A 25,797-nucleotide genomic window follows, 5' to 3' on the forward strand; every position below is an offset into this window, starting at 1 on the left:
CCCCGCCTTCGCGGGGCATGACGGGAGAGAAGGAGCGAAGCGGGTGATATCTAGCCCGACGGCACGATCACCATGCTCTTGTCCTTCGGCCAGCGGACGCGCCAGGCGAAGTTGATGTCCTTGACCTCGCCGGGCTTGGCATCGAACGACCATTCCAGCACGCCGCGCTTGTCACGGATATCTTTTGCCGTGGGCGGCGTGGTCGCGGGCAGCATCTCGACGACGATCTCGTCATTCTCGCTAACCGGCAGCTGATCCTCGATCGCGACGTGAATCGGGAAGTCGTGGCCGTTACGGATGGTGGTCTTGAAGGCGCGCTCGTCGGTCTTCGAGGTCGTCACGATCAGGCCGGCCGAGCCCTCGTTGCGCTTGAGCACCGCGCGCTCGACCTTGACCTTGTCGTCGGCGCCGAAGCCGAGCCGCACGATGTCGTCCTTGGCTGAGCCCGAGAGCTTGCCGCGGCCGACGAAAATGCCGTCGCGGTAGATCGCGACCTTGCCCGGCAGCAACGTCGTATCGTCGGTCTGCTTGAAGCTAGCTTCGAGGAAGGCGGTCGGGTCCAGCACCGGCGCGGCCCGCACCGCGAGATCGGCGGGCACGTTCATCGAGGCGATGCGCAGGCTCTTGGCGCCTTCGGCGGCGCCGAGGCTGACGCGGCCAGGGATTTTGAAGGTGGCCTGGAAGTCGCCGATCTCCGCAACGGCTTGCTGCTCGTCGGCACGTTGGGCCGGCAGATCAAATTCCTCCCTGCTTCGTGCCGCCTCCATCTTTCGCAGCATCGGCGCCGCCGCAGGCGCCGGCATGTCAGCGGCCCCTCCCAGTGCGCGCGGCTTCGGCACCTGCGGATATTGCGCCACCAGCGAGCCCAGCTCCGGCGCGCTGCCGCCGCGGGCGATACGGACGGTGGAAACGCCGAGCGTGACGTTCGACCAGTCCTCGCCGGTCGATTGCGTCACCTCGGCGCGGCGAACCAGCTCGAGTTGCGGCTTGCGGTCCTTGGCGCCAGTGTCGAGCCGGGCGTCATAGAGCGGCAGCCAGCGCGCATTGCGCACGGCGTAAGTCACTCGCAGCGTCGCCTTTGTCGCCGCTGCCGAGGCGACGTCGATCCGCACCTCCAGCTTGCTTGGCGGCTTGGCGGATCGGTCGGCTTCGAGTTGCGCGATCTGGCGATCGATCTCGCGCTGTTTTCGTGCGGCATCGCGGATCGCCGTTTCAGCGGCCGCGACCTCCTCAGCCACGGCAGTGAAGGCCGCGCGCCATTCCGTGATCGGGCGCGCCTCGCCCTTCTCGCCGAGGCCGGCGGGAGAGGCTTCGGCAAAGCGCTGCGCGAATTTGCGCCGGGCGGCCGCCGCATCGATCGCGCCTTGCAGGTCGGCGCGCTCGTCCTTGAGCGCCTCGACGCGCTTGTCGAGCTCGGTAAGATTCACCGGCGGCGCCGCACGCGGCGGCCGCGCATCGATGGTGCCGATGGTGAGTTTTGCGCCGGCCTCACCCTCGACGCGCAAAGAGGATGGGTCGAGCGAGAGCGGAAAATCCTTGGCGACCAGCGTGCTGTCGCCGGTGGCGAGGTCGATAGCGATCACGCGGGTGACGGTGGCGCCATCAGGATAGACGGTGACGTTGTCGATCGCCGATGTGGCGTCCACGTCGGCGGCCCATGAGGGCGAGGCGAGCGCTGCGGTCACCAGGACCAGGCTCGTCGTCGCCAGACATCTTGCGATCGTACGCATCAAATTTCTCCCTGCCGATATCGCCGCGTCGCCAGCCGGACGCGCAAAAACGTGCCACGCCATCGTGGTGAGACGCGGCAGGGAAGGAACCGGTTCGATTAGGGTTTCCGTTGGGCGCCGTTGCGGCGGCACCATGGCCGCGGAACGCGTCACCGCGCCGCGGTACAACCGAGTCGTAAAAGGCCGAGGTCAGGCTTGGCCGGGCGTACCCTGGCCAAAAATGCGGCGGAGCAAATCCGTCACGTTGCGGGCGCCGGCCTTCTTCAAGATGCTGGCGCGATAGCCTTCCACCGTGCGTGCGCTCAGATGCATCCGCCGGGCGACCTCCTTGTTGGTCCGGCCGGCAGCGAGATGCGCGAGCACATCGCCTTCGCGCGCGGTCAGGGGTTCGCAGCCGGGCAGCCAGCGCTGCCGGCTCGAATCGGGCTGGGCAGACTCGTCGATCGCAGCATCGATCCGACCGACGACGTCGTGGGTGCGGAACGGTTTCTCGATGAAGTCGGCCGCGCCACTCCTGATGGCGTCGACCGCCATGGCGATGCTGCCATTCGCCGAGGTCACCAAGACCGGCGCCATGCAATTTTCCTCGCGCAGGCGCTTGAGCACGTCGAGGGCGGAGCGATCCGGCGGCATCTCCAGCAACACGCAGGCCGGCATCCGCGCCTTGGCTTCCGACAGCAGCGATGCGCCGTCGGCGAAGCAGATCACGTTATAGGCGCTCTGCTGGAGCGCGTTGGACAATTGTTCGCGGGAGGCAGCGTCGGTTTCAATGACGAATACCTCACCCTTGGAAACCATGTTTCCCGGCATAATCCCGATCCAGCAATGTCTTGGTCAAATGGCACGTGACGGCCGGAGGCCCCATCGCGCCCCGCCGTCATGAGCACGGCATTGGCGCCGGTGCTTCGCTTTCTCTTATGTATGTTCCACCTTGTTCCCGGATTTGACGGCTCGGGACAGAAACTTTACATTTCGGGACATCTGCGGGGAATGGCTGACAGGAACAGGTCGCATGACCGACCTCATTCGCAGCGCAGGCTTGAGCTGTTATCCGGAGGTCGCCCGGTCGGTCGGGCTCGACCCCGGGAAAATGATGCGCAAGGCCAGGCTGCCGTTGGCCGTCCTCGATCAGCCCGATACCCCCATCGCCGTCGCAAGTCTGCGTCGCCTGCTCGAATTGTCGGCAGAGGAATCCGGCACCGAAGATTTCGGCTTGCGGCTGGCCGAGCGCGGAGGGCTGACCAATTTCGGCGCGGTCGGCCTGATCGTGCGCGAACAGGCGACTGTCGGCGAGGCCATCGAGGCATTCTCGCGCTTCATCCATGTTCATCACGACGGCATGAAGCTCGAGATCGTCAGAGCCAAGCAGACTGTGACCGTCACATTGCATCTGCGCGGCCGGCAGCCGACCGCCCCGCGCCAGTCGATCGACATGGCGCTCGGCAGCGTCCACCGCATCATCCAGTCGCTGTTCGGCAGTGACTGGCGGCCGCAGGAAGTTCACCTGCACTACCCGCCGCCGCACGACCGCAAGCGCTACCGCGAGTTCTACGGCTGCCGCGTGATCTTCAACGCGGAGGAGGATTCGATCCTGCTGTCGGCGCACGACATGGAGCGCCGGATCCCGAGCGCGCATCCCCTCATCGCGAACTATCTGCGCAAGCGGATCGAGGCGATCGAAAACCGGCCGGCAAGCTGGGAGGGGAAGGTCGACGAGGTCGTGCGCATCCTGCTCGCGAGCGGCGACTGCACCGTTGAACGCGTGGCCGAGCATCTCGCCTGCACCCGCCGCACCATCCATCGGCACCTGGCCGAGGCGGGCACCAGCTTCTCGGCCATTCTGGACGCGCAACGCGCCGATCTCGTGATCCAGCTGATCGATGACCCCGACCGGCCGCTGGCGGATATCGCCGCACAGCTCGGCTTCTCGGCGCAGAGCGCCATGGCCCGCTGGTTCCGCGGTCGCTTCGGCTGCACTATCACCGACTGGCGCAAGGGCGTGCGGCCTGAGGCGAAGCCGGCCGAGGTAGCGTCGGCATCAGCCGCTTAAGGCTCAGTGCGCGCGGGGCCGGTGGAATTGGAGGAGCCGCGGCCACGCCTCATACTGCATCATTGCGAGCGCAGCGGCGCAGCGAAGCAACCAGAGTCTTTCCGCGGAGACAGCCTGGATTGCTTCGTCGCAAGAGCTCCTCGCAATGACGGTGTCGAGGCAGTATGCACCGTACGTCCAAACGAAAAAGGGCCGGGACGAAGCCCGGCCATTCCGCGATCATTCTTTTCCGCTGTCTCAGGTGTTCTTCAGCGCGACACGAAACTCGGCTTCGGTCTTGGCCTTGACCTCGTCGAGCGTGACGCCGTCGGCGAGCTCGATCAGCGCCATGCCGCCGTCGCCGTGCTTGTCGATGGTGAAGACGGCGAGATCGGTGACGACCATGTCGACCACGCGCTCGCCGGTCAGCGGCAGATTGCACTTCTTCAAGAGCTTGGAGCCGTCCTTGGCGGAATGCTCCATCACCACGACGACGCGCTTGACGCCGGCGACGAGGTCCATCGCGCCGCCCATGCCCTTGACCATCTTGCCGGGGATCATCCAGTTGGCGAGATCGCCGTTCTGGGCCACCTGCATGGCGCCGAGGATCGACAGATCCATGTGGCCGCCGCGGATCATGCCGAAGGAATCCGCGCTCGAGAAATACGAGGTCGAGGGCAGCTCGCTCACGGTCTGCTTGCCGGCGTTGATGAGGTCGGCGTCCTCCTCGCCCTCGTAGGGGAACGGGCCCATGCCGAGCATGCCGTTCTCGCTCTGGAGGCTGACGTCGACGCCGTCGGGGATGTAGTTCGAGACCAGCGTCGGGATGCCGATGCCGAGATTGACGTAGTAGCCGTCGCGCAATTCCTTCGCGGCGCGCGCGGCCATCTGTTCACGGGTCCAGGCCATGTGACTCTCCTTAGGCGGCGGTGCGCGGGCGGGTGTTGCGGAATTCGATGCGCTTCTGGGCCGTGCCGACCTCGACGATGCGCTTCACGAAGATGCCGGGCGTGTGGATGTGGTCGGGGTTGAGCTCACCAGCGGGAACCAGATGCTCGACCTCGGCCACCGTGATCTTGGCAGCAGTCGCCATCATCGGATTAAAGTTGCGCGCGGTCTTGCGGTAAATCAGGTTGCCGGCGGTATCACCCTTCCAGGCGTGCACGATGGCGAGGTCGGCGAACAGGCCGCGTTCCATCAGATACTTCTCGCCGTCGAACTCCTTCACTTCCTTGCCTTCGGCGATCAGCGTGCCGACGCCGGTCTTGGTGTAGAAGGCCGGGATGCCGGCGCCGCCGGCGCGGATGCGCTCGGCCAGCGTGCCCTGCGGATTGAATTCGAGCTCCAGCTCGCCGGCGAGGAATTGCTGGGCGAACAGCTTGTTCTCGCCGACATAGGACGAGATCATCTTCTTGATCTGGCGGGTTTCCAGCAGGCGACTGAGCCCGATGCCGTCGACGCCGGCATTGTTCGAGACAACTGTCAAACCCTTGACGCCGGAGTCGCGAATCGCATCCGACAGCACCTCGGCGATGCCGCAGAGGCCGAAGCCACCCGACATGATCATCATATTGTCCTTGAGAACGCCCTCAAGCGCCGACTTGGCGTCGGGATAGACCTTGTTCATGCAAAAACCCTCGACTGAAGCTGCGGCCTGCAGGCGTCGCGCCATTATTGGCGGCGATTATTAGGCGAAATCGTCCGAAGCCGTCAATGATACGGGGTTCTCCGTTCGGAGAGCCGGTGGTAGAAGCTGCCCACGCCGTGGGCAGACCCGCTCGCGGCCTTGAAAGCGACAAGAAAACCCATCAAGTTGCGGGGGTTGGGCGTGGGGGCGCGCAGGTTTCCCGCTCCGCCCTTCTGGCTCCAGCGACCAACCCGATCAGGACACGCCATTGACCATGGCCCAAGGAATGAAGCGCCTCGGGACGCCGATCGCGGCGCTGCTCGGCCTCGCGCTGATCGCCCTGCTCGCGACCTCCTGGCTCATCAACCGCGACGCGCTGCGCAAGGCAGTGGAAGCGCAGATCCGCGACGTCACCGGGCTCGAGCTCAGCGTGGCAGGCAACATCGACATTTTCGTGCTGCCGGCAAGCTACATCTCCTTCCATGACGTCGGCCTGAAGGGCGGCGGCACCGCCGACCCCGCGCTCCATGTCGACGTGCTCACCGCCAATCTCAGGCTCTTGCCGCTATTGCTGCAACGGTTCGAGATCGCCGACCTGACGCTGCTGCGGCCGCACATCCATGTCCGCCTGAAGCGGGACGGCGAGAGCAACTGGACACCCTTTATCCAGACCATCGCACGGACGATGAAGCCCGGCTCCGACAACCAGGTCTCGTTCTCCGAGATCAGGATCCAGGACGGCGTGCTCAATTACGAGGACGTTGCCACCAACGCCATCGAGAAGTTCGAGGATATCGACCTGTCGCTAGCCTGGCCCTCGATCTCGCGCTCCTTTGCCGCGACCGGACAATTCGACTGGCGCGGCGAGCGCGTCGACGGCTCCATCAGCATTGCCGATTTCGTCGCGGCCCTCTCCGGCGACCGTTCGGGCTTGAAGGCGCGGATCGCCAGCGCACCGCTCAAGCTCGCCTTCGACGGCAGCGTCGCCAACCGCACCAGCCCGATGATGGAGGGCACGCTCACCATCGACAGCCCGTCCTTGCGCAACGCGTTGCGCTGGACCGGCCAGCCGCAGCCCGGCAGCGGCGGCTTCGGCCGCTTCGCGCTGAAGGCGCGCGCCAATGTCGTCGGCGCCTCGATCGCGCTGACGAATGTCAATGTCGAGCTCGACGGCAACACCGCCGAAGGCGTGATCACCTACGCCAATAACGGCCGGCAGACGCTGCAGGCGACGCTCGCCGCCGACGCGCTGGACCTGACGCCCTATATCTCCACCTTCCGCCTGCTCGCGAGCGGCGCGCGCGACTGGAACAGGCAGCTGTTCGACCTTAATGGTCTCTCGACCACCGACCTCGATATGCGCCTGTCGGCCGCCAAGCTGACGGTCGGCCCCACGAAGCTCGGCCGCACCGCGATCGGTGCGAACTTGCGCAACGGCACGCTGGCGCTCTCGGTCGGCGAGGCCCAGGTCTATGGCGGCATCGCCAAGGGCTCGTTCGGCATCTCGCGCTCCGACACGGTCGCCGACATCAAGGCGCAATTCCAGTTCACCGACGTCGACCTCCAGGCCTGCGCCTCCGAACTGTTCGGCCTCAACAAGCTGTCCGGCCGCGGCAATATCAACGTGTCGCTGCTCGCTTCCGGCTCGAGCCCGTTCGGCCTGGTGCAGTCGCTCGACGGCACCGCCACCGTGACCGGCCACGACGGCGCGATTGCAGGCTTCAATGCCGAGCAGCTCTTGAAGCGGCTCGAGCGCCGGCCATTGTCCGGCGGCGGCAATTTCCGCAACGGCTCGACGCCGTTTGACAATCTCACCATTGCCGTGAAATTCGCCGACGGGATCGCCACCGCCGAGGACATCCGGATCGAGGGACCTTCGGCGAAGATCACGCTGACCGGCACCGCATCGGTGCCGACGCGCGAATACGACATGAAGGGCGTGGCGAGCCTCAACACAACGTCCGGCTTTCAACTGCCCTTCATGGTGCAGGGTCCCTGGGACGATCCGCTGATCTTCCCCGATCCCGAGGCCCTGATCCGCCAATCGCCTGCGGCGTCTCCTTTCCTCGACCTGCTGAAGCAGCGCATCACCGGCGGAAAGCGACAGGCGCCGGAGGGCTCGCCGACGGCGGAGAACGCCAAGGAGGGCGCGAAGTCCAACTAGCGTGAAAGGCAGCGTCAAGCTGCCGATTGCGTCGCTGAAATCCAGTTCTTGTCCTCTCGTGCAACTGCTGCCACGCCATTCGATCCCGCTGCCGCTTCGTGAGCGCCACTCTGTCCCAGCTCACGGGCCAGCACCTCGCGGTCACATGCGTCCTCCCAGAGCGAAATGGTGATGGCTGCGACACAGTTGCTGATCATGCTCGTCAACGCCCGCGCTTCCGACATGAAGCGGTCGATGCCCACCAACAGTGCGACGCCGGTCACCGGCAGATCCGGCATCACGGTAAGCGTCGCGACCAGCGCGACGAAGCCGCTGCCGGTAACACCCGCGGCCCCTTTGGACGTCAACAGCATCAGGCCGAGCATCGCCGCGATCTGTCCCCAGGACAGGTGAATGTCGCAGGCCTGGGCGATGAACATGGACGCCAGCGTGAGATAAATGGCGCTACCGTCCAGATTGAAAGAATAGCCCATCGGCAATACGAGCCCTGACACGCCTTTCCGGCAACCCAGCTGCTCCAGCTTGCGCAGCGCGCCGGGCAAGGCCGGCTCGGAGGACGATGTGCCGAGCACGATCAGCAGCTCCTCCTTGAAGTAGCGGATGGTCTTCCACAGGCTGAAGCCGTTCAGCCGCGCCAGCGTGCCGAGCACGACGACCACGAAGACGGAGCAGGCGACATAGAAGGTCAGGATCAGCAGTCCGAGCGAGCCGATCGAACGGATGCCGTAGCGGCCGACCGTGAACGCCATCGCTCCAAAAGCGCCGAGCGGGGCAAGCTTCATGATGAAGCCGAAGGACACAAACAGCACCTGTGAGAACGAGTCGATGGCCTTTGTCACCGCAGCACCGCTGTCGCCGGCACGGCCAAGGCCGAAGGCGATCAGCACCGAGACCAGCAGCACCGGCAGCACTTCACCATCGGCGAAGGCGCCGAAGAATGAATGCGGGATGATGTGCAGCACGAAATCGGCAAATCCGGACGCCCCCGCCTGCTTGCTGAATTTCGCCGCCACCGTTGGATCCAGCGTGCTGACGGAGACATGCATCCCCTCGCCCGGCTGGATCAGCGACACGGCGGTCAGGCCAGCCAGCAATGCGAGCCCGGTCAGCAGGTAAAACAGCGCCATCGACTTCATCAGCGTGCGGCCGATGTCGCGGGAATCGCTGATGCTGCTGATGCCGCTCACGATGGTGCAGAACACGATCGGCGCGATCATCATCTTGACCAGCTTTACGAAGCCGTCTCCGAAGGGTTTTAGCGCGGCACCGAATTCGGGCCAGAAATGGCCGGTGAGGATACCGAGCGTGAGGCCGATCAGCACCTGGACATAGAGAATCCGGTAGAATGGCTTTCGCACCTCAGTGGTTGGGTGCCCGGCCAGCGCTTCCTTCTGCATTCTCGTTTCTCCCGTGGCTCTGATTCATGGCTCTGATTGATTCTTGGCTCTGATTTTTCTTGATGGCTTCGGAGGCGGCCAGGCTTCAGGCCGCCAGGACTGGATGGGGCTCGTGCGATCGGCGGGCGAAGACGTGGCCCTCGAAAATTCGCCGGGCTGTCCGCTGCACCCGGGCAACCGGGCCGGGCTCCAACCGAACCGCGAGTTGGCCGGAAGGATGGGCAAGCGTGATCGTCACGGGCGGCGCCAGCAGTCCGACCATTTCCGCGGCGATCGTTCCGGGCGTCACACACGCAGTCGCGATCGCGACAGCGCCGGTCACCGCCAGCGCGCTATGGCAGTCGTGCGGCATGAAGTACCGGGTGTTCAACGTCGCCTCGACCGCGGTCGCAATCAGAATCGGTTTTGGAATCACCATTGACGCGGAATCCGGAAAACCCATCCGGCGGCCAGCCTCGATGCGCAAGTTCTCGAGCCGCGCGCGGAAGCCGCCCTCGGCGAAAGCCGAGGGTGCCTCGCGGCCGGTCCATCCCAGATCGGCCGCGCGGACAAGCATGACGGGCATGGCTGCGTCGATACAGGTGACGTCGATCCCTTCGAGGCGATCGATCGGACGTCCTGTCGGCAGCAGGCGACCGGTGCGTGCGCCGGCCGCGTTGGGGAACGACAATTCTATGGGCGCGGCCGTTCCCGGTACACCGTCGATCCGCGCCTCGCCTTCGTAGGTCACCCTGCCGCCGGGAGTGGCAACCGTCGCATCGATCAGTTTGCCGGTGTTGACATTATGGATGCGCACGTGAGTGCGATCCGCGGCAGCGGCGACCAGGCCGGCTTCAATTGCGAACGGCCCCACCGCCGCCAGCATATTCCCGCAGTTCGGCGCGGTATCGACGATCCCTTCACGGACCCGCACCTGGGCGAAGAGGTAGTCGACATCGGCACCAGCTACCGATGCCGGTCCGACGATCGCGACCTTGTTGATAACGGCGTTGCCACCGCCGATGCCGTCGATCCCAAGATCGTGTCCCCCTCCCATGACGGACAGCAGGATCGCATCGCGCAGCGTGGGTTCGGCCGGAAGGTCGCTGGCCAGAAAGAACGGCCCGCGCGAGGTACCCCCGCGCATCACCACGCAGGGAATAGCAATCTGATCGTTCATCGGGGCTCTTCCTTCGGGCGACATTTTCGCTCGGCCCCACGATCCCGCGATCCTACTCTTTTGTGAAATGCAAAGATTTGATGTATTATTCCGATTATCAATATAACGGGAGCCCAGCCATGAATGCCGAACTTCTCGACCTGAAGGCGTTCATCACCGTCGCGGAGATGGGCAGCTTCGTCCGCACCGCGAAGGCGCTGAACCTGTCTCAGCCGGCGCTGAGCCGACGCATTCAGAAGCTGGAGGAAAGCCTGGGCGCGCCGTTGCTCGAGCGGTCCACGCGCCACGTCAATCTCACCATGACGGGCCGCGACTTCCTGCCGAAAGTGCGCCGCCTCATCGACGAGTTCGAAACTTCGGTGCTGGCGATCCAGGATATCGGCGCGCGAAGTTCAGGTCTGGTCTCGGTGGCTGCGGTGCCGACAGCGGTATTCTATTTCCTGCCGCGGGCGATCGGCCGGTTCGCCGAAGCATATCCGCGCATTCGCGTCCGGATTCTCGACATCGGCGCCAATGAAGGACTGGAAGCGGTCGCGCGCGGAGAAGCCGACTTCGGCATCAATTTCATTGGCGCTTCGCATGCCGAAATTGAATTCGAGAAACTGGTCGAAGACCCTTTCGTGCTGGCCTGCCGCCATGACCATCCATTGGCATCGCGCAAACAGGTGAGCTGGTCGGAGATTGTGCCGCACCGTGTCATCACGGTGGGTCGCAACAGCGGCAATCGCGCGTTGATCGACAATGCGATGGCGCGGCACGGCTTGCAGCTCAACTGGACCTACGAAGTCGCTCACCTCTCCGGTTCGCTTGGCTTGGTCGAAGCGGGACTGGGCGTTGCTGTGCTACCGAGGCTCGCGACGCCAGCCGCCGGCCATCCGATCATTCACACCATTCGGTTGATCGAGCCGGAGGTATCGCGGACGATCGGAATCGTGCGGAGGCGCGGAGCAACGCTATCTCCGCATGCAAGCCAGCTTCTGAAAATGCTTCTCGAGGCATGGCGCTCACCCCTGCGAACGAGCGGGCAAGGCAGGCCGCGCCCCCCATCCGCCGGGGCAAGCTCGAATGCCGCTTCGATAGGCCTGAAGCGGAAACGCTGACAACTCGCCCGTCGCGGTGCCGGACTGTTCCTGCCCCCTGTCGTGTTCTCAAAGGATTTCCAGATCTCCGCCGGAGCACCGCGGCGCGGCCGCTTGCATTGCGTTCGGTCCTCACACCGCTTACAACAGCCGATCTTTCAGCAATCCGGCGTGTGTGCGGCGGATGGTGGGCGAAGCAAGCGCGCACAAGGCGAATTGATTGCCACGAATTGATGCAGCGTTTAGATCGATGCGGGATTAAGCATCTTCACAGCCCTCAGCCCACGACCTATGTCTGACAAGAAGCCGCTAGATCGGATAGCGGCCATGCGCTAGTGTTTTATCCGACCGGTTAAAACACCGGCGGCTTGAGGGAGAAAAACGTGAAATTCAAGGTTATTGGCGCAGTATCACTGGCGGTCGCTGCGGCCGGGCTGTTTGCAGCCGCTGCACCCGCATTTGCGCAGCAAAAGACGATTACGGTCTGGTGGGGCAAGGGCTTCTATCGGTCCGAAGACGACGCGCTTCTCGATACGATCAAGAAGTTCGAAGCCAAGACCGGCATCAAGGTCGAATTGTCGCAGTACGCGATCCAGGACATGATTCCGAAGACGGTCGCCGCACTCGACGCCGGCACCGTGCCCGATGTCGCCTATTCCGATTCTTATGACGTGCAGGCGCAGGGCAAGTGGGCCTATGAGGGCAAGCTCGAGGACCTGACCGACGTGATGGAGCCGATCAAGGGCCGGTTCGTGCAGAACACGCTGGACGCCTCGATCCTCTATAATGACGTCACCAAGAAGAAGGCCTATTACGGCTTCCCGCTGAAGCAGCAGAGCATGCACGTCCAGATCTGGAACGACATGCTCGAGAAGGCCGGCTTTAAGCAGAGCGACATCCCGACCGACTGGGCGGGCTACTGGACGTTCTGGTGCGACAAGGTGCAGCCGGGCATCCGCAAAGCCACCGGCCAGCGCATCTATGCTGTCGGACAGCCGATGGGCGTGGAATCCACCGACGCCTTCCAATCGTTCTACACCTTCATGGACGCCTACCACGTCAAGCTCGTCGACGACGACGGCAAGCTGCTGGTCGACGATCCCAAGGTCCGCGACGGCCTGATTCACGCGCTGAAGGACTACACCGACACCTACATCAAGGGCTGCACTCCGCCGTCCTCCACGACCTGGAAGGATCCGGACAACAACGTCGCCTTCCACAACAAGACGATCGTGATGACCCACAACTTCACGATTTCGATCGCGGCCAAGTGGTACGAGGACTCCCAGAACCAGGCTCTGACGCCTGAGCAGCGCGAGGCCGGCAAGAAGGCCTATGAGCAGGACATCATCACGGCGTCCTTCCCGAAGGCCCCGGACGGTTCGACCATCCGCTACCGCTCCGACGTCAAGACCGGGCTGATCTTCACCGCGGCCAAGAACAAGCCCGAGGCCAAGCAGTTCATCAGTTTCCTGCTGCAGGAAGAGAACGTCCGCCCCTATATCGAAGGCGCGCTCGGCCGCTGGTTCCCGGTGACGAAGGAAAGCCAGGCGAGCCCGTTCTGGCAGGCCGATAAGCACCGCAAGGCGGTCTACGCCCAGTTCACCGGCGGCACCGCACCGTTCGACTTCACCAAGAACTGGAAGTTCACGATCCTCAACAACGAGAACGTCTGGGCCAAGGCGATGAACCGGGTCGTCAGCGAGAAGGTCCCGGTCGACAAGGCCGTCGACGAACTGATCGCCCGCATCAAGCAGGTTGCGGGCTAAGTTCGATCCCCTCCCTCTCCCCGTTCTTCACGGGGAGAGGGTCGGGGTGAGGGGCTCTATCCGCGAGTCGCGCTTGCGGTGAGTCCTGTACCCCCTCACCCGGATCGCCCGAGAGCGATCCGACCTCTCCCCGCAAGCGGGGAGAGGTTTAAGGTTCAAGAAGAGTCCTAGAAGAATGGCGATCACTCTCTCTCGCGATCAGTCGATCCCCGCCCCGCCCCTGTCGCCGCGGCTGACCCCGGCGCAGGTCTGGGGCATCGTGCTGCTCGCGCCCTATCTGCTGGTTTTCCTCGCCTTCGTGGTCTATCCCGTCTGCTACGGGCTGTGGCTGGCGCGGGCCCCGTCGAACTATGTCGCGCTCTATAACGACCCGATCTTCGCGCGCGCCGCGGTCAACACGCTGATCTTCCTGGTCATCGGTATCAACATCAAGATGCTGATCGCGCTGTTCCTGTCCGGCTTCTTCGCCGAGCAGCGCACCTGGATCAAATGGCTCTCCGTGATCTTCATCCTGCCCTGGGCGGTACCGTCGATCCCGACCATCCTGTCGGTGCGCTTCATGCTCAATCCCGAATGGGGCATGGTCAACCACTTGATCTTCACCTTGACCGGCGACGACGGCCCGAACTGGCTGAACGATCCGACCGTGGCGCTGAGCATGGCGATCGCTGTCCACATCTGGAAGTCGCTGCCGTTCTGGACGCTGATCCTGATCACCGGACGGCTTGCGATCGCGCACGATCTGTTCGAGGCCGCCGAAGTCGACGGCGCCAGCTGGTGGCAGAAATTCCGCTTCATCACCTGGCCGTCGATGCAGACGCTCTACGTGACCTGCACGCTGCTCTCGATGATCTGGACGCTCGGCGATTTCAACAGCGTCTATCTGCTCACCGGTGGGGGACCTGCCGACCTCACGCATGTGCTGTCGACGCTCGGTATCCGCTATCTCCGGCTCGACCAGCTCTCGCTCGCGATGGCCTCCATCGTCTGCGCGATGCCGTTCGTCCTGCCGCTCGTGTACTTCATGATGAAACGGTTGTCGCGATGAAGCTCCCCGGCGTAAGCGAATTTTCCTGGCGCAACGTCGCGACCGAAGCGCGGCTCTTGCTGATCGGCATTCCCGTCTTCCTGTGGACGATGATCCCGATCTACCACATGTTCCTGTTCGCGATTTCCCCGAAGGAGGACGCGTTCTCGGGCAAGCTGTGGCCGGACCATCCGACGCTGCACAACTTCGAGATCGTGTTCAAGCAGCAGCATTATTTCCTGCGCGACTTCTACGTCCAGTTCTGGAATTCGCTGGTGATCGCGGCGGCGGTCGGCGCGCTGACGCTGGTCATCGCCACGGCCGCGGCGTTCTCGATCTCGCGGCTGAAGGTGCCGGGCGGGCGCATGGTGCTGAACCTTGCGCTGTTCACCTATTTCATCCCGGCGGCGTTCCTTGCCGTGCCGATGTACCGCACCATGGGCAATTACGGCCTGCTCAACAATCACTGGGCGCTGATCCTGGCGATGGTGACGATCGCCAGTCCGTATGCGATCTGGGTGCTGAAGCAGGCCTCCGACAAGCTGCCGGTTGAGCTGGATGAAGCCGCGGTGATGGACGGCGCCACCACGCTTCAGATCTTCCGCCTGGTCTATCTGCCGCTGATGATGCCCTCGCTGGTCGCGATCGGTACCTATGCGGTGCTGCTCGCCTGGAACGAATATCTCTACGCGTTCCTGCTGCTCTCGAACGACCAAGAGATCACGCTCCCCGTCGCACTCGGCAACTTCCTCGCTGCGGACGATTCGCCCTGGGAGCTGCTGATGACCACCGGCTTCATTTACGCGCTGCCGCCGGCCGCGGTCTATTACGCCTTCCGCCGCTACATGGTGGGCGGGCTGACAGCGGGCGCCGTGAAGTCCTAAACACCGGCTGCGGCGCTGCACCTGATGAAGGCCGGCAGCGCCGCAGAGGCCCTCAGGCCGCTTTGCGTACAGTCTGCAGAAACTCCGCGACAGCTTGCTTGAGCGCGCGCGCTTGATCCTGCAATGCTGAGGCCGCTGAAAGCGTAGCTTCGGCGCCGGCGTCGGTCTCTCCGGCCACGGTGCGGACCGCGCCGACCTGGTCGGTCACCGCCGCTGTGCCATTCGCCGCCTGCTCGACATTGCGAGCGATCTCGTTGGTCGCGGCCCCCTGCTCCTCGACGGCCGAGGCGATCGTTGTCGCGATCTCCGTCATCTCGGAGATGGTTTTTCCGATCTGACCGATCGCGGCGACGGACTGTCCGGTCGAGCCCTGGATCTCGGCGACGAGCCCTGCGATCTCCTCGGTGGCGCGCGCGGTCTGGGTTGCAAGGCTCTTCACCTCGTTTGCCACGACGGCAAAGCCCTTGCCTGCATCGCCGGCGCGTGCCGACTCGATCGTGGCATTGAGAGCCAGGAGGTTGGTCTGGCTCGCGATCGCCTGGATCAGCTGAACCACCGTACCGATCCGCTCGGCGGAATCCGATAGCGCGCGCATCAGCGCCTCGGTGCGGGACGCTTCCTCTTTGGCCTTGTCCGAGACCGATACGGAGCGCGCGACCTGGCTCGAAATCTCCCTGATCGAGGCAGCGAGTTGGTGGGTCGCGGCCGCAACGGTCTGCACATTCGAGGACGCCTGGGCCGAAGTCGCGGCGACCTGCTCGGCGAGCGAGCGGCCGCGCTCGGCGACGCGGGCGAGACTCTGGGCGCTATGCCCCATCTCCTCGGCGCGGCTCGAGACGCCACCAATAACGCCCTCCATGCCGCTACCGAAGCGATCGGCAAGCTGAGCCATCATCGATGCTCGTTCCGTCTCGGCGGCGGCGCGCTGCGCGGCTGTGCCCTGCTCCATCCGCCGGACAGTCTGCGCGTTCTGGCGGAACACTTCGACCGCTTCAGCCATGCGGCCAATTTCGTCGCCGCGCTCGCCACCCGGGATTGCCTCATCGAGCTCGCCCGCCGCGAGGCTCTGCATGCGCAAGGTCATCTGGCCGATTGGCCGCGACACGCTGCGCCCGATCAGCCAGGCCAGCAATGCGCCCAAGGCGAGCGCGGACGCGGCGACGGTGAACACGAGATTGCGCGTATGATCGACCGATTCCGCCGTCAGCCGGCTCTGCTCGGTGCGCATCGCACCAAGGGCCTTGCTGATCTCGGCGGCCTTGGCGTCGATTGCACTGCTGGATTTGATGAGGTCGGCTTGCGCCTTGCGCAGCTCGCCCATCGCCGCCGAAAGTTCCGTCAACGTCGCCGATTGGTCGGCAATGACCTTCTTCAAGGCTGCAATCAGGCTCTTCAATCGCGGCGCCTCGACCTCGGCGATCTCAGCCTCGCTGTCGACAATTGCGGTCAACACATAGCCGACCGTCAGCGCAGCATCATCAGCATCGCCCTGGACCTGAGTCATGGTAAAACGCAGCACCGCGACGCGCATCGCATCCACCGTGCCAGCCAGACGCAGCGGCTGGAGCAGGCGGTCGGGCTGGTTGGCGAGCGTCGCATTGATCGCACCGACGTCGAGGCCAGCCGAAGCGCCAAGCGCCTCGGCCTTGGTGCTCGCATTGCGCAGACGATCGACAGCGCCGGCGACCGCCGTGAAGGATTTTCGATAGGTTCCAAGCGCGTCCACCAGCGCACCTCGGCCGGAGGCAATCGCCGGCAGACGAGAAAATTGCTGATCGACCTGATCAAACGTCGCGCCAAAGCCGTCGATCGCCTTCATTGCGCTATCGCGGTCACCGAGATTGCGCGTCCGAATGAATTTCTCGACGTTGACGTTCGCCGAGAGCAGCGCGGCGTGCACCTTCGCCATGCCGGCATCGCCGTCGGCGCTGGTGACGAGCTCGCCGACGGTGCCACCGATCTCAGCCAGCCGCAGCACGGCGAGCAGCGCCAATACGCAGAGGAAACCCAGAACCAGCGCGAAGCCGCCGAAGATGCGTGGGCGGACGCCGATGCGCGACAGAAGCAATGACAGGTTCATGATGATTCCTGGAAGATTACGGCGTAGCCCGGATCCGGGCGAGCAGATCCTTGCCGAAGCGCTTCTCGAATTCAGGCTCCAAGGGCTTAACGGCATCGATGAAGGGCTGGCGATCGACCTTTTCGATGATCTCCATGCCGCCCTTGCGCAGCTCCTCGAGCTTCTTCGTCTCGTCCGCGACGCCGCTCTGCCAGGTCGCTTCCGCACCGGCCTTGGCTGCAGCAACGATGGCCGCCTGGTCGGCAGGCTTGAGGGCCTGGAACACATCGCGATTGGCGACGAAGGCGATGGGCGCGAAGAAATGTCCGGTCAGGCTGGCATATTTCTGCACTTCGTCGAGATGGCTGGTGGCGATCGTCATGATCGGGTTTTCCTGCCCGTCGATTCGGCCATCCTTCAATGCGGAATACACCTGCGTGAACTCCATCGGCACGACCTCGGCACCCAGCGCCTTGAAGGTCATCTGATAGACGTCGTTCGGCAGGACCCGAATCTTCAATCCCTGGAGGTCTGCGGGAGAATGAATCGGCCGCTTCGAATTGGTGACGTTGCGAAAGCCCTGCTTGCCGATCGCGAGCAGGACCAACCCCTTGTCAGCGAAATGCTTGGCGAAGAGAGCCCCGATCGGCCCCTCCGCGACCGCCTTGGCTTGCGCAGCATCGCGGAACAGAAACGGCACGTCGAATACGCCGAATTCCGGCACGGCGGAGCTGACCACCGAGCCAGACAACGTCGCCATGTCGACGACGCCACTGCGCATTGCGGCAAGGATCGCTGTCTCGCTGCCCAGCGTGATGCCACCACGTTCATCGAGGATGATGCGGCCCGGCGCTATCTCGACGAGCTTGCGGCGAAATTCGTCCGAGCCAATTTGCTGCGGCGACTGCGGCGCGCCGTTGTACAGCAGCGACACCATCTGCGTCGCGCCAGCCGACGGCCGAACGGCAAGACAGAACAATGCCAGCGCAGTGCTGGCCACACCAATATAAAGCCGCTTCATCGCCCTCTCCCCAAGCGAGGCGACGATAACCAGATAAGCTATATGAATTGTTAACCTAGATTGAGGCGGTGCCCGAGCACCACAGGTCAGCTCTCAAATCAGCTCTCCGCGCTCTTGCGCCGATACGCGAGCAGCAGCGCGATCGTCGAGCCGATGAAGTAGCCGGCGGTGGCGCCGGAGATTGCGCGTCCGGCGATGATGGCCAACGCGCGGTCGCTGACATCGATCGCCGAGATCACCCCGACGGCATATTGCGCCGAGAATACGATGAGGTTGCGGATCAGCGCAAATGCGCTCCCCGGACGAATCATCAGTCCGCTGATGTGATCGACCTCAAACGGACGCGGCGTCACCACGCCAACGGGCAACAGCACCAATGCTGCCACGATCCAGGCGACCAGCGGCCACGCATTGCTCTGATGCCCGAATCCGATCCGCGAGATTCCCCAGGCGATGAAGACGACCGGCACGATCAGCGCACGCCAGATCGGAATCGTGCGCGGCTGCATTGCCTTGATGCCCTGCCAGACCAGATAGGCGAACAGGATCCAGACCCAGGGCGGGGTGTGGATCAGGATCTGATAGACGAACGTCATGACGACCTCCGGATCACAGCGGCGCCGCGCTCTCGCCCTGCGAGCTCGACAGCTTTGAGGCGAGCGAGGCAATGACGATGACGACCGCGATCAGGGCGATCACCAGCGTGCAGATCGCATTGATCTCGGGCTTCACCCCCAGTCGCACCTCGGAATAGATCCGGATCGGCAAGGTTGCCGATCCAGGCCCCGTGGTGAAGCTCGCAATCACGAGATCGTCGAGCGAGAGGGTGAAGGCGAGCATCCATCCGGCAACGATCGCTGGCGCGATCAACGGCAATGTCACCGACAGGAAGGCGCGGACGGGGGCGCAGCCGAGGTCCATCGCCGCCTCCTCCAGCGAGCGGTCGAGCGAGCCCAGGCGCGACTGCACGACGACGGCGACGAAGCACATCGTCAGCGTGGTATGGGCGATCGTCACCGTCCAGAAGCCGCGCTCGGCGTTCAGCGCGACGAACAGCAGCAGCAGCGACAATCCCGTGATCACCTCCGGCATCACCAGCGGCGCATAGAGCATGCCGGAGAACAGCGTACGCCCGCGAAAGCCCTCGCCGCGCGACAGCGCCACCGCGGCGAGCGTACCGATCAGCGTGGCGATCGTCGCGGACGCAACCGCGACCCGCAGGCTCATCCAGGACGCCTCGATCATGGCCCGGTCGCCAAAGAACTCGTGGTACCAGCGCAGCGACCAGCCGCCCCACACGGTCACCAGTCGCGAGGCGTTGAAGGAATAGATGACGAGAATGAGGATCGGCAGGTAGAGGAAGGCGAGCCCGAGCGCGAGCGAGGCGATGTTGAAGCGGGACAGGCGAGAGATTTTGCGCATCTCACCGCTCCTCCAGCTGCCGCCGCTGCAGCCGCTCATAGAGCAGGAGCGGCAGCAGCAGCACCACGAGCAACACGATCGCCGCGGCAGACGCAACCGGCCAATCCTTGTTGGTGAAGAATTCGAGCCATAGCGTCTGGCCGATCATCAGCGAATTGGAGCCGGCGAGAAGATCCGGGATCACGAACTCGCCGACGATCGGGATGAAGCACAAGAGCACGCCGGCGCCGACGCCCGGCAGCGACAGCGGGAAAGTCACCAGCCAGAACACCTGCCATGGCGGTGCGCCGAGATCGCTGGCCGCCTCCTCCAGCGCCGGCTCCATCTTGGCGAGCGTGGCGTAGAGCGGCAGGATCATGAACGGCAGATAGGAATAGACGATGCCGATATACATCGCAGTGTCGGTGGACAGCCACACCACCGGCTCACTGACCAGATGCAGCGCCAGCAGGATCCGGTTGAGCAGGCCGTCGTGCTGGAGAATGTTGATCCAGGCATAGATGCGGATCAGGAACGAGGTCCAGAACGGCACGATCACCAGCACCATCGCGACCGCCTGCCGGCGCTTCGGCAGCCGCGCCATGCCGTACGCGATGGGATAGCCGATCAGCAGCAGCAACGCGGTCGCCGTCACCGCAACGGTGAGGCTGCGCAGATAGGCGAACACATAAAGGTCGTCGGAAGAGAGCAGCTTGAAATTGTCGATCCCCAGTGCGGCAAAGGCCGCCCGGATCGCCGTCCACCCGGCCGTCAGGTCGAACGCCGGCTCGTAAGGCGGCTGCGCGATTGCCGTCTGCGACAGGCTGATCTTCAGCACGAAGCCGAACGGCACCAGGAAGAACAGCAGCATCCAGATGTAGGGCGCGATCGCGGCGAAGCGCGCCGGGCGCGCGAATATCCGGCGCGCGCTCATGACGGCAGCACCACGCAGTCGTCCGGCGAGAACCAGGCGACGATTTGCTGGTTCAGGCTATAGGCATCGACATCGAGGCGCGCGCTGTTGGCGGCGGACGCCTGCACCACGCCGCCGGCATCGAGCTTCACCTTGTAGGTGGTGGTGCCGCCGAGATAGCAGATGTCGGCGATCACACCGTCCAGCCGGTTGATCGCGGTTTCATGGCCGGCCTCGCTCGCGGGACCACGACGCGACAGCTTGACCTTCTCGGGCCGGATCGCGACTGAAAACCTGCTCTCGCCGACGGGCTGGCGCGGCTCGGCCACCACCAGCGTGCCTGCATCGCGCGTGCCAATGACCAGGCGATGACCGTCGCGCAATTTGGACTCGGCGTCGAACAGATTGATGTCGCCGACGAACTGCGCGATCCAGCGCGAACGCGGCGCCTCGTAGAGCTCGCGGGGGCCAGCGACCTGGACGAGCTTGCCGGCATTCATCACGCCGATTCTATCAGCCATCGTCATCGCTTCTTCCTGGTCGTGGGTGACGATGATGAAGGTCATGCCGAGCCGGCGCTGCAGCTCCATCAGCTCGCCCTGCGTATTTTCGCGCAACTTCTTGTCGAGGGCTGCGAGCGGCTCGTCGAGCAGCAACAATTGCGGCCGCCGCGCCAGCGCGCGGGCCAGCGCGACACGCTGCCGCTGGCCGCCGGAGAGCTGGTCGGGCTTGCGCTTCTCGAGCCCGTCGAGCTTCACCAGCGCAACCATCTCCGCGACGCGCGTTGCGATGTCGGCACGCGCCATGCCGGCGCGCTTGAGGCCAAAGGCGATGTTGTCGCGCACCGAAAGATGCGGAAACAGCGCGTAATTCTGGAACATCATGTTGATGGGGCGCTGATGCGGCAGCGCCTGCGCGATGTCCTTGCCGCCGAGCAGGATGCGTCCCTCGTCCGGCGCCTCGAAGCCAGCGAGCATGCGCAACAACGTGGTCTTGCCGCAACCGCTGGGGCCAAGCAGCGCAAAAAACTCACCGGCCTTGATGTCGAGCGATACGCCGTCGACCGCGCGGAACGTCCCGAACGTCTTGGCCACGCCCTCGATGCGCAGCAGCGGTTCGCCCGCGGCCGGATGCGCATCTCCAGCCGCATTGGCCGCGGTATCCGTCCTGGGCAACTCGTCAGTCATCGTCCCTGCCAACCCCAATGCCGCCGCACGCTAGCGGCGGATCGGCCTTTGCTCAACCGGTTCGATGCGGATCGTCCATGAACGCAGCCAGCGCCTCACGGTCCGCGGCCGGCATGGTCAGGCCGAGCTTGGAGCGGCGCCACAGGACGTCCTCCGGGAAGCGCGCCCATTCGCGGCCCATGAGATAGCGTACCTCGGCGCCGGTCAGGTCGGGGCCAAAGGCCGGTCCCAGCTCATCGCGCGTCTTCGCGTCGCCCAGCACGGCCGGCAATCGCGAGCCATAGGCCGCAACCAGGCGCCGGGCCTGCGGCTCGGAGAGAAAGCGCCAGCGGTGGCGCGCGAGGTCGATTTCGGTCTCGAAACGATCCCAGGCAAAATCTCCGCCGGGGAGCGCTGCTCTGGCGGTCCAGCGCGGCGACATTGGATAGAACGGCGTCAGCCGCGTCACCGCCTGCTCGGCGCGCAGCCGCGAGGTGGTGACGTCGCCGCCGAACATCGTGAGCAGCGGCGCCTTGCGGCGGCGTGCGTGGAACAGCGTCGTGCCGTCGCGTCGCCGAGCGGACGCGGGCGTCAAATTGACGCCCGAGACCGTGCGCACCACGTCGGTCGGAGCAACGCGCTCGCGGAAATAGCGGCTCACGGCCTCGCAGAGATAGCTGACATCGGCGCCCGACATCGCGACGATTGCGGGATCGCCGGTGAAATCGTGCGTGACCGTGCCGACCAGCGTGAAATCACGCTCGAACGGGCCGGCAAAAATCAGCCGTCCGTCGCTGTTCTGGAACACATAGACGTTATCGGACTCGAACAGCCTGGGCACGACGATCTGGCTCATCTGCATGGCCACCATGGCCGGCTGCGGCTGCCGCAGCACGGTCTCTGCGACCATCGACGTCCAGGCTCCGGTTGCATTGGCCAGCGCGCGTGCCGTGACGACGCGGCGATGGCCGCGATCAATCAGCGCGAGCCGCCAGATGTCGGTCCTGTCGGCGCGCACGCAACGCGCCCCGGTCCGGATCGCGGCGCCGCGCTCGGCGGCATCCAGCGCCGTGAGCACCACCAGGCGTGAATCGTCGACGACGCAGTCGGAATATTCGAACGCGACGCCGAACGGCCGTTTCAGCGCGTTGCCGACCGGATGATGCGTGATGTCGAGGGTGGTCGATCCGGGCAGGCCGCCGCGGTTCGTGAGAGCGTCATAAACATACAAGCCCGCGCGCAACAGCCATGGCGGGCGTTCGTCGGAATGGGCGGGGATCACAAAGCTCATCGGCCGCACCAGATGCGGCGCGATCCGGAGCCAGGTCGCCCGCTCTGCCAATGCCCGGCGCACCCGCCAGAAGCCACGCCGCTCCAGCACGGACAAATCGCCATGGATCAATCGCGGTGTCGCCGACGAGGCAGCACCAGCGAGATCGCCCTGCTCGACCAGGATCACCCGCAGCCCGCGGCCGGCGGCATCGCGCGCGAGGCTGACACCGTTCAGGCCGCCACCGATGATCGCGAGGTCGTAATCCGCCATGAAGTCGTCGAGTGGAAGCGAAATGAAGCGCTCTCATCCCTAGCCGGTCTTGAGCGCAAGCTCCATGGCCTCGACGCGGCCGACGAGGCCGGCATATTTCCCGATGGGCAGCGGCTTGCCGAGCAAATAGCCCTGCACACCGTCACAGCCTTCCCTGGCAAGGAAAGCGAGCTGGTCGATGGTCTCGACGCCCTCGGCGATGATCGACATTTCGAGGCCGTGACCGAGGTCGATCACGGCACGCACAATCGCGGCCGATTGCGGATTGCGACCGAGATTGATGATGAAGGCGCGGTCGATCTTGATCTTGTCGAACGGGAACGCCTGGAGGTAGCTCAGCGAGGAATAGCCGCTGCCGAAATCGTCCATCGAGATACGGACGCCCAGCGCTTTCAGGCGGCGCAGCAGTGCCAGGCCGCGATCGAAGTCCTCGATCAGCACGCCCTCGGTGATTTCGAGCTCGAGCCGGCCGGGGGCAAGCCCGGTCTCGATTAGGATCGCATGGACGAGCCCGACCACGTCGCCGTGCATGAACTGCGCCGGCGACAGATTGACCGCAACCTGCATCGGCTTCGGCCACGACGCAGCCTCGCGGCAGGCCTCGCGCAGGATCCATTCGCCCATCTCGACGATCAGGCCGCTTTCTTCCGCGATCGGGATGAATTCGGCCGGCGAGACCTGGCCACGCACCGGATGCGCCCAGCGCGCCAGGGCCTCGAAGCCGATGATCTCGCTCTCGGCGACGCTGTTGCGCGCGATGCCCTGGGGCTGGAAGGCCAGCGACAGCTCGCCGTTCTTGATCGCCTTCGACAGATCCTGGTGCAGCACGCGGCGGTCGCGGATCTGCTGGTCCATCTCGGGCTGATAGAGGCTGATCGTGCCGCGCGATTTCTGCTTGGCGCGGAACAGGGCGGCGCCGGCATTGGCGAGCAGCGAGGCACCGTCGGGGCCGTTGTGCGGGAAGATCGACATGCCGGTGGTGATGCCGGCGCGGACCGCGCGGCCGTCGATGTGGAATTCGGGCGCGAGCGCCTCTCCGAGCTGCTGCGCCAGCGCGAGGCCGGCGTCGGGCTGCTTGCCGTCGATGATCAGGCCGAATTCGTCGCCGGAGAGGCGCGCCACCAGGCCGCCACGCGCGGTGTCCTGGAACCGCTGGGCCACCTCGATCAGCAGCTTGTCGCCAAGCGCATGGCCGAACACGTCGTTGACTTCCTTGAGGCCGTCGAGATCGACGCAAAGGACCGCAAATTCCTCGTCGGTCCCCTCGCAGGCCTCGATCATCTGGTTCAGCGCTTGAAGGAAGGCGGCGCGGTTCGGCAAATCGGTGAGGCCGTCATGATAGGCCATGTGCGCCATCCGCGACTCGGTCTGCCGGCGGTTGGTGACGTCCTCGTGGGTCTTGATCAGATATTGCGGCTCGCCGGCGTCGTTGAGCACCGTGGCGCGCCGGGTCAGGAACAGGCGCAGGCCGTCCTTGGTGGAGATCGGATGCTCCTCGGTGATCATCCCGCGCTTCTTGATCGCGGCCTCGTCGCGCGCGATGATCAGCTTGGCTTCCTTGGCATTGAAGATATCGGAGGCGGTCAGGCCGGTGGCTTCCTCTCGCCTGCGGTTGAGGATCGTCTCGGCACTGCGGTTGGCGAGCAGATAGCGGCCATCCTTGACCTGCTCCACGATCAGCGCCACCGGGATGTTGTCGACCACGAGCTCGAGGAATTTCTTGGTGCTTTCCAGCTCCATCGACAGCGATTGCCGATCGGTGATGTCCTCGAACACCACCAGCAGGAATTCCGGCTTGTTGCTCTCGTTGCGGACCACGATGCGGATCGAGGCCACCATGCGCCGGGCCTGATCGCGCTGGACGTCGACCTCGAATTCGTTGCGATACTGTCCTTCCGGCGCCAGCAGCGCGGCCCGGTCGGTCGCCTCGATGCTCGCCGCCGATTTCGGGCCGAACAGCTCGCGCGCATTCTTGCCGACGACCTGGTCGCGCGAAAAGCCCCAGAACCGCTCATAGGCGCGATTGGCGAAGATGTAGCGGCCGTCCTCGATGTTCTTCGCGGCCACGCAGGCCGGCACGTTGTCCAGCACCGTTTCCAGGAATTGCTTGGTCGAGGCCAGCTGCCGCGACAGCTTGCGCTGCTCGCTGACGTCGAGATGGGTCGCCACCGAGCCGCCGTTCGGCAGAATGAAATATTTGACCAGGATGGCGCGGCCGTCCGGCAGTTCGCTGATCAGGCCGTTGGAGCTTGACGCCTTCTCGTAGAAGTCGTCGTCGGAGACGGCGAGGACGCCGCGCTGGCGCCGCAGCTCGAGGATGTCGTAGCCGGTCATGCCGGTCCACAGGTCCGAGCGCGTCAAGCCGTAGATCTCGAGATAGCGGTCGTTGCAGAAGATGATGCGCCGCTGCGCATCCGTCATCACCACGCCCTGGTTGAGATTGTTCATGGCGGAGGAGACGAAGGCGTTGCGCCGCAACTGCGAACGCTTGCTCCGGCGCAGCGCGGAATGGATCCACAGCGCGACGGCGGCCAGGAACGCGCAGACGACAATGCCGCCGATCAGGACTTCCCAGATCAGATTGGGGTCGAGATTGCCAAGATAGCTCGGCGGAATAAGGCTGTCCGCGTGGGCACGCGAAGGCGCGACCGCGCTGGCCAGGCACACGACGGCCTGCACAGCAATCGGAAGCATGCTGCCTTCGTGCCAGTTCTTCTTAGCCATCAGCCACCCGCGATTTCAACTGCGGATTGTCTGGCTTCGTGAGTTTGGATCGGGTAAACGCCTGTACGCCCAACAGAAAAATGTGATGCGAAATACGGCAATTGC

At 64.4% G+C, this 25,797-nt stretch carries 20 protein-coding genes; 6 read left to right on the top strand and 14 right to left on the bottom strand.

Annotated features, from left to right (window positions below):
* Positions 1 to 50: 50 nt before the first annotated feature.
* Both ABID59_RS01315 and ABID59_RS01320 read right to left on the bottom strand, forming a co-directional pair.
* The gene (locus tag ABID59_RS01315) at positions 51 to 1,730 is read right to left on the bottom strand and encodes a mucoidy inhibitor MuiA family protein (RefSeq protein WP_354082203.1); all 1,680 of its coding nucleotides are present in this window, start codon (positions 1,728 to 1,730) and stop codon (positions 51 to 53) included.
* 189 nt (positions 1,731 to 1,919) lie between these two features.
* Positions 1,920 to 2,540 carry a response regulator transcription factor gene (locus ABID59_RS01320; protein WP_354082204.1) on the bottom strand — a complete coding sequence of 207 codons (621 nt, stop codon included), beginning with the start codon at positions 2,538 to 2,540 and terminating at the stop codon, positions 1,920 to 1,922.
* 202 nt (positions 2,541 to 2,742) lie between these two features.
* Here ABID59_RS01320 and ABID59_RS01325 point away from each other — a divergent pair, with 202 nt between their 5' ends.
* Positions 2,743 to 3,780 (top strand): AraC family transcriptional regulator, encoded by a 1,038-nt coding sequence (locus ABID59_RS01325; RefSeq protein ID WP_354082205.1) that lies wholly within the window; start codon positions 2,743 to 2,745, stop codon positions 3,778 to 3,780.
* A gap of 237 nt (positions 3,781 to 4,017) precedes the next feature.
* On the opposite strand, the gene ABID59_RS01330 is transcribed toward ABID59_RS01325, so the two are convergent.
* Entirely contained in the window at positions 4,018 to 4,668 is a 651-nt protein-coding gene (locus tag ABID59_RS01330; RefSeq protein WP_100176475.1) for a CoA transferase subunit B, read from the bottom strand.
* 10 nt (positions 4,669 to 4,678) lie between these two features.
* Entirely contained in the window at positions 4,679 to 5,386 is a 708-nt protein-coding gene (locus ABID59_RS01335) for a CoA transferase subunit A (RefSeq protein ID WP_148756292.1), read from the bottom strand.
* Between the two features lie 274 nt (positions 5,387 to 5,660).
* Here ABID59_RS01335 and ABID59_RS01340 point away from each other — a divergent pair, with 274 nt between their 5' ends.
* Positions 5,661 to 7,550 carry an AsmA family protein gene (locus ABID59_RS01340; protein ID WP_354082570.1) on the top strand — a complete coding sequence of 630 codons (1,890 nt, stop codon included), beginning with the start codon at positions 5,661 to 5,663 and terminating at the stop codon, positions 7,548 to 7,550.
* 14 nt (positions 7,551 to 7,564) lie between these two features.
* On the opposite strand, the gene dctA is transcribed toward ABID59_RS01340, so the two are convergent.
* Positions 7,565 to 8,947, bottom strand: coding sequence for a C4-dicarboxylate transporter DctA (gene dctA / locus ABID59_RS01345; protein WP_148756293.1), 1,383 nt, complete (start codon positions 8,945 to 8,947; stop codon positions 7,565 to 7,567).
* A gap of 85 nt (positions 8,948 to 9,032) precedes the next feature.
* Positions 9,033 to 10,106, bottom strand: coding sequence for a 4-oxalomesaconate tautomerase (locus tag ABID59_RS01350; protein WP_354032271.1), 1,074 nt, complete (start codon positions 10,104 to 10,106; stop codon positions 9,033 to 9,035).
* 119 nt (positions 10,107 to 10,225) lie between these two features.
* Between ABID59_RS01350 and ABID59_RS01355 the strand changes: the two genes are divergently transcribed.
* The 4 genes from ABID59_RS01355 (at position 10,226) to ABID59_RS01370 (ending at position 14,865) form a co-directional block, all read left to right on the top strand.
* Entirely contained in the window at positions 10,226 to 11,206 is a 981-nt protein-coding gene (locus ABID59_RS01355; RefSeq protein WP_354032272.1) for a LysR family transcriptional regulator, read from the top strand.
* 362 nt (positions 11,207 to 11,568) lie between these two features.
* Positions 11,569 to 12,954, top strand: coding sequence for an ABC transporter substrate-binding protein (locus ABID59_RS01360; RefSeq protein ID WP_354032273.1), 1,386 nt, complete (start codon positions 11,569 to 11,571; stop codon positions 12,952 to 12,954).
* A 175-nt stretch (positions 12,955 to 13,129) separates the two neighbouring features.
* Positions 13,130 to 14,002, top strand: a complete 873-nt coding sequence (locus tag ABID59_RS01365) for a carbohydrate ABC transporter permease (RefSeq protein ID WP_354082206.1) — start codon at positions 13,130 to 13,132, stop codon at positions 14,000 to 14,002.
* A complete protein-coding gene (locus tag ABID59_RS01370) occupies positions 13,999 to 14,865 on the top strand; it encodes a carbohydrate ABC transporter permease (protein WP_354082207.1) in 867 nt (288 codons plus the stop codon). Before ABID59_RS01365 ends, ABID59_RS01370 begins: the two co-directional genes overlap by 4 nt.
* Before the next feature lie 52 nt (positions 14,866 to 14,917).
* Here the strand turns inward: ABID59_RS01370 and ABID59_RS01375 are convergent, their stop codons facing one another.
* The 8 genes from ABID59_RS01375 to ABID59_RS01410 all read right to left on the bottom strand — a co-directional run bounded on the left by ABID59_RS01375 (position 14,918) and on the right by ABID59_RS01410 (position 25,692).
* On the bottom strand, positions 14,918 to 16,945 hold the full coding sequence (locus tag ABID59_RS01375) for a methyl-accepting chemotaxis protein (protein ID WP_354082208.1): 2,028 nt from the start codon (positions 16,943 to 16,945) through the stop codon (positions 14,918 to 14,920).
* A 16-nt stretch (positions 16,946 to 16,961) separates the two neighbouring features.
* Entirely contained in the window at positions 16,962 to 17,945 is a 984-nt protein-coding gene (locus tag ABID59_RS01380; RefSeq protein ID WP_354082209.1) for a TRAP transporter substrate-binding protein, read from the bottom strand.
* Positions 17,946 to 18,043: 98 nt separating this feature from the next.
* Positions 18,044 to 18,541 (bottom strand): DUF6622 family protein, encoded by a 498-nt coding sequence (locus ABID59_RS01385; RefSeq protein ID WP_354082210.1) that lies wholly within the window; start codon positions 18,539 to 18,541, stop codon positions 18,044 to 18,046.
* A 13-nt stretch (positions 18,542 to 18,554) separates the two neighbouring features.
* Positions 18,555 to 19,367 (bottom strand): ABC transporter permease, encoded by an 813-nt coding sequence (locus tag ABID59_RS01390; RefSeq protein ID WP_148753960.1) that lies wholly within the window; start codon positions 19,365 to 19,367, stop codon positions 18,555 to 18,557.
* A 1-nt stretch (position 19,368) separates the two neighbouring features.
* Positions 19,369 to 20,280 (bottom strand): ABC transporter permease, encoded by a 912-nt coding sequence (locus ABID59_RS01395; RefSeq protein WP_354082211.1) that lies wholly within the window; start codon positions 20,278 to 20,280, stop codon positions 19,369 to 19,371.
* Positions 20,277 to 21,446 carry an ABC transporter ATP-binding protein gene (locus ABID59_RS01400; RefSeq protein ID WP_354082212.1) on the bottom strand — a complete coding sequence of 390 codons (1,170 nt, stop codon included), beginning with the start codon at positions 21,444 to 21,446 and terminating at the stop codon, positions 20,277 to 20,279. The genes ABID59_RS01395 and ABID59_RS01400 overlap by 4 nt, the downstream gene beginning before the upstream one ends.
* Positions 21,447 to 21,498: 52 nt before the next feature.
* Entirely contained in the window at positions 21,499 to 22,968 is a 1,470-nt protein-coding gene (locus ABID59_RS01405; protein WP_354082213.1) for a glycerol-3-phosphate dehydrogenase, read from the bottom strand.
* A 39-nt stretch (positions 22,969 to 23,007) separates the two neighbouring features.
* Positions 23,008 to 25,692 (bottom strand): sensor domain-containing protein, encoded by a 2,685-nt coding sequence (locus ABID59_RS01410; protein WP_354082214.1) that lies wholly within the window; start codon positions 25,690 to 25,692, stop codon positions 23,008 to 23,010.
* Between the last annotated feature and the right edge of the window lie 105 nt (positions 25,693 to 25,797).

The sequence above is a fragment of the Bradyrhizobium sp. S3.3.6 genome (assembly GCF_040546905.1).
GTDB lineage: Bacteria > Pseudomonadota > Alphaproteobacteria > Rhizobiales > Xanthobacteraceae > Bradyrhizobium > Bradyrhizobium cytisi.

What these genes read in the sequence shown, in the direction of transcription:
- ABID59_RS01370 (WP_354082207.1), top strand. Translation starts at nt 13,999, where the DNA reads ATGAAGCTCCCCGGCGTAAGCGAATTTTCCTGGCGCAACGTCGCGACC.
- ABID59_RS01355 (WP_354032272.1), top strand. Translation starts at nt 10,226, where the DNA reads ATGAATGCCGAACTTCTCGACCTGAAGGCGTTCATCACCGTCGCGGAG.
- ABID59_RS01385 (WP_354082210.1), bottom strand. Translation starts at nt 18,541, where the DNA reads ATGACGTTCGTCTATCAGATCCTGATCCACACCCCGCCCTGGGTCTGG.
- ABID59_RS01335 (WP_148756292.1), bottom strand. Translation starts at nt 5,386, where the DNA reads ATGAACAAGGTCTATCCCGACGCCAAGTCGGCGCTTGAGGGCGTTCTC.
- ABID59_RS01400 (WP_354082212.1), bottom strand. Translation starts at nt 21,446, where the DNA reads ATGACTGACGAGTTGCCCAGGACGGATACCGCGGCCAATGCGGCTGGA.
- ABID59_RS01390 (WP_148753960.1), bottom strand. Translation starts at nt 19,367, where the DNA reads ATGCGCAAAATCTCTCGCCTGTCCCGCTTCAACATCGCCTCGCTCGCG.
- ABID59_RS01315 (WP_354082203.1), bottom strand. Translation starts at nt 1,730, where the DNA reads ATGCGTACGATCGCAAGATGTCTGGCGACGACGAGCCTGGTCCTGGTG.
- ABID59_RS01340 (WP_354082570.1), top strand. Translation starts at nt 5,661, where the DNA reads ATGGCCCAAGGAATGAAGCGCCTCGGGACGCCGATCGCGGCGCTGCTC.
- ABID59_RS01405 (WP_354082213.1), bottom strand. Translation starts at nt 22,968, where the DNA reads ATGGCGGATTACGACCTCGCGATCATCGGTGGCGGCCTGAACGGTGTC.
- ABID59_RS01325 (WP_354082205.1), top strand. Translation starts at nt 2,743, where the DNA reads ATGACCGACCTCATTCGCAGCGCAGGCTTGAGCTGTTATCCGGAGGTC.
- ABID59_RS01380 (WP_354082209.1), bottom strand. Translation starts at nt 17,945, where the DNA reads ATGAAGCGGCTTTATATTGGTGTGGCCAGCACTGCGCTGGCATTGTTC.
- ABID59_RS01375 (WP_354082208.1), bottom strand. Translation starts at nt 16,945, where the DNA reads ATGAACCTGTCATTGCTTCTGTCGCGCATCGGCGTCCGCCCACGCATC.
- ABID59_RS01365 (WP_354082206.1), top strand. Translation starts at nt 13,130, where the DNA reads ATGGCGATCACTCTCTCTCGCGATCAGTCGATCCCCGCCCCGCCCCTG.
- dctA (WP_148756293.1), bottom strand. Translation starts at nt 8,947, where the DNA reads ATGCAGAAGGAAGCGCTGGCCGGGCACCCAACCACTGAGGTGCGAAAG.
- ABID59_RS01330 (WP_100176475.1), bottom strand. Translation starts at nt 4,668, where the DNA reads ATGGCCTGGACCCGTGAACAGATGGCCGCGCGCGCCGCGAAGGAATTG.
- ABID59_RS01350 (WP_354032271.1), bottom strand. Translation starts at nt 10,106, where the DNA reads ATGAACGATCAGATTGCTATTCCCTGCGTGGTGATGCGCGGGGGTACC.
- ABID59_RS01395 (WP_354082211.1), bottom strand. Translation starts at nt 20,280, where the DNA reads ATGAGCGCGCGCCGGATATTCGCGCGCCCGGCGCGCTTCGCCGCGATC.
- ABID59_RS01320 (WP_354082204.1), bottom strand. Translation starts at nt 2,540, where the DNA reads ATGCCGGGAAACATGGTTTCCAAGGGTGAGGTATTCGTCATTGAAACC.
- ABID59_RS01410 (WP_354082214.1), bottom strand. Translation starts at nt 25,692, where the DNA reads ATGGCTAAGAAGAACTGGCACGAAGGCAGCATGCTTCCGATTGCTGTG.